The organism is Nonomuraea sp. 10N515B (assembly GCF_052245915.1).
GTDB lineage: Bacteria > Actinomycetota > Actinomycetes > Streptosporangiales > Streptosporangiaceae > Nonomuraea.
On the sequence record NZ_JBQQBQ010000164.1, the window covers coordinates 1 to 2,673 of the forward strand.

The 2,673-nt window shown below is 67.8% G+C and carries 4 protein-coding genes; all 4 read right to left on the bottom strand.

Going from position 1 to position 2,673, the window contains the following annotated elements:
• On the bottom strand, nt 1–423 hold a 423-nt coding region (locus ACTWQA_RS58735), incomplete at its 3' end, for a hypothetical protein (RefSeq protein ID WP_443167447.1).
• Between the two features lie 235 nt (nt 424–658).
• Nucleotides 659–985: a helix-turn-helix domain-containing protein gene (locus ACTWQA_RS58740; protein WP_443167448.1), complete on the bottom strand. Its 327-nt coding sequence runs from the start codon at nt 983–985 to the stop codon at nt 659–661.
• Nucleotides 982–1,221 carry a hypothetical protein gene (locus ACTWQA_RS58745; protein WP_443167449.1) on the bottom strand — a complete coding sequence of 80 codons (240 nt, stop codon included), beginning with the start codon at nt 1,219–1,221 and terminating at the stop codon, nt 982–984. The genes ACTWQA_RS58740 and ACTWQA_RS58745 overlap by 4 nt, the downstream gene beginning before the upstream one ends.
• Before the next feature lie 177 nt (nt 1,222–1,398).
• Nucleotides 1,399–2,457 carry a tyrosine-type recombinase/integrase gene (locus ACTWQA_RS58750; protein ID WP_443167450.1) on the bottom strand — a complete coding sequence of 353 codons (1,059 nt, stop codon included), beginning with the start codon at nt 2,455–2,457 and terminating at the stop codon, nt 1,399–1,401.
• Between the last annotated feature and the right edge of the window lie 216 nt (nt 2,458–2,673).

Consider the following 2,673-nt stretch of genomic DNA (forward strand, 5'->3'; position numbering starts at 1 on the left):
GACGGTGCGTTCGACGCTCAATCCATAGGCGCGCAGCACCGGGAACAGCTCGGAATGGCGGATCTTGTCACCGTCGGCGGTGCTGAGCAGGATGACCAAGCCGCGGTCGACATCGCTGAGCACTCGGCGGGTCCAGCCGCGTGCCTCGCCGATGGCCTGGGCGGCATCGCGTGCCCGGGCCAGCCAGGGGTTGGTCGGGTCGGCGTGCCGGCGCCGGTCGAAGCGGCCGAAGTCTCGCCGGACCTCGATCGGCAGCTTGAGCTGGATCCAGCCGGCGGGCGGTGCGGGTTGCGGTGGCTGTGGCGGAGGACGCCGGCTCCTGCGGCGCCCACGGCGCCCGACCGGCGAGCTCTTCGAACGCGGACGCTGCAAGTCGGCCAGGAAGAGCTGCTGGTGGCGGATCTTGCGCAGGAATGGCTCCAAGACGGTGCCCCGTGCCTGGGGTGAGGTGCTGGCCTCCAAGCTGGCCTGAATCCAGCACAGTCGGCAGTATCCCTTCTTCAGCGCAACGATCCGGTGGCAGGCTGCGCACTGGCCGGGCTCGTGGTTCACGCCGAAGGACTGACACGCTCCGCAGAACAGTCGCAGCGGCAATGATCCCCAGGCCAGGCAGCCGGTGCAGGTCGAGGGTGGTCGAGGGCATCCGCGACGGGTCATGTCACACCGGCGGCAGTGAGCGTCCGTCCCGCCGCTTGGGGGTCACCGACAGACCTGCGGACGAGACCGCTGCAGGCTGCTGACCGGCCTGTTCGTCGGTGCGCTTGACCTTGTCGGGTTCGGGGATGAGCAACTCGTCGACACCGCAGCCGAGGACGGCGCAGATGACGTCGAGGTCGTCGAGTTTGATGCTGGCCGGCTCGCCCGACCACAACCCGGACATCTTCCCGGCGCTGATCGTCAGCCCGCGGTCGGCGAGCATGCGCTGCAGTTCGCTGGCCTTCCAGATACCGCGGTTGGCGGCGGCCAGCCGCAGGTTCCACCTCATGTACTGTCCCCCTCCAGGGTGGGTAGCCCGGCCGAGTGAGCGACTGCGGTCGCCGCCAGAGCGCGGTTGACCGAGTCCAGGCCGGTGAGCACGTCGCGCAAGTCGACCGGGATGCCGCCGCTCATGCTCGCGGCGATCCGCAGCACGGCGCGTTCGCCACCACTGCAGGGCAGCCGTCCGGAGTCCAGGGCGGTGATCGCCCCCTCCCAGTCGACGAACGCCAACGTGCTGGCCACACTGTTGTCGGTGATGATGAACTGCTCGACGAAATCGGGCCGATGCAGCCAGATGTCGGAGTCGATGAGCAGCTCGACACCGGCGTGGACGCAGGTGAGTCCGGTGGCGCCGAGTGTGAGCGCGCAGGCCAGATCGCTGAGCCCAGTAGCCGCCCGTCGGTTCGGCAGGGTGTGTGGTCATGGTGTCCGTCCCTTCCCGAGTCCCGTCAGGCGGGCGGCGGCACGCTGCTGACCTGCGATCCAGGCGTCCTCGATGTGGGTTCCGGGGACGTGGACGTACTTCATCGTGGTGGCCACCCAGGCATGCCCGAGGACGGCTTGGACCGCCAGCAGATCCATTCCGCTCAGATAGAGCTGAGAGGCGCAGAAATGCCGCAGGACATGGGGCGTGAGGACCTCGGACCAGTCCGGCAGATGGCGTTCGGCGCTGCCCGTGAGCGCCGCACGGAGTGTCTCGTCGCCGACCCGGGCGGCGCTGCCGTCGATGTTCTTGCGTTCGGAGGGCAGCAGCGGGACACCTGGTCGGATGTGATCGTCGCCGAACTGCCCCCACACATCCTCCACGAACCAGCGCAGGGTGACCGCCGCGTTGTTGATCAGCGGGACCATCCGTTCGCGCGGTCCGGACCCGCGGGCGCCCTTACCGTGCCGGACATGCAGCTTGCCGAAGCGGCCCAGGTCCCACTTGATGTCGGCCAGGTCGAGCTTGCATGCCTCGTTGACCCGTAGCCCGACCTCGCTCATCAGCTTGGCGGCGGTGTAATTACGTGCGGCCGGGGCGAACTTGCGGCAGGTGGCCAGGTCCTCGCGCCAGCCGGCGAATAGCCGGTCGACCTGCTCGGAGCTGGGCGGAATGCGCAGCCGAGCCTCCTGGCGTCCGCGGGGCCGGTTCATCTCATCGATGGGGCACTCGACGACGCGGCCGGTCGTCTGGTGAATCTCCACCTTGTGCCGCAGCTCCAGGAACACGAAGAACGTCTTGATCGCCTGCGCACGAGACAACCGGGTGCCCTTGGCCGTGGTCCGCAGCACCTTGCCGAAGTACACATCGGCGTCGGCGGGTTCCATCTCCCACAGCGGACGGCCGAACCAGGCGCGTACCTGTTCCAGGTGCATCACGTCGGAGGAGATCGTCCCGTCCGACAGTCCCGCTGCCGCTCGCGCCAGTACGAACCCGGCCAGCACGTCGGTCTCCAGCGCCTCCAGGTCCTCGGGCGTGGCCGGGGCACGCGCCACCCGAAGATCCCTCACCACCGCCAGGCCCAACTTCGGCCTCCTCGCCTTCACCCGGTCAGCAAGAAGCTCGGTCACATCGACAGAGCTTCACAAAGAGTGAAGCTACTTCAACTCACTGTGATCGAACTCGGGAAGGCGGAAATTCCCAGTTCCCAGGCCACAACAGCGGCAACCGGGGCGGTAGAGACGGCTTGGAACTCAGGGGTTATTTCTTAC

Excerpts from the sequence above, each read along its gene's own strand:
- ACTWQA_RS58740 (WP_443167448.1), bottom strand. The coding sequence starts at position 985 with ATGAGGTGGAACCTGCGGCTGGCCGCCGCCAACCGCGGTATCTGGAAG.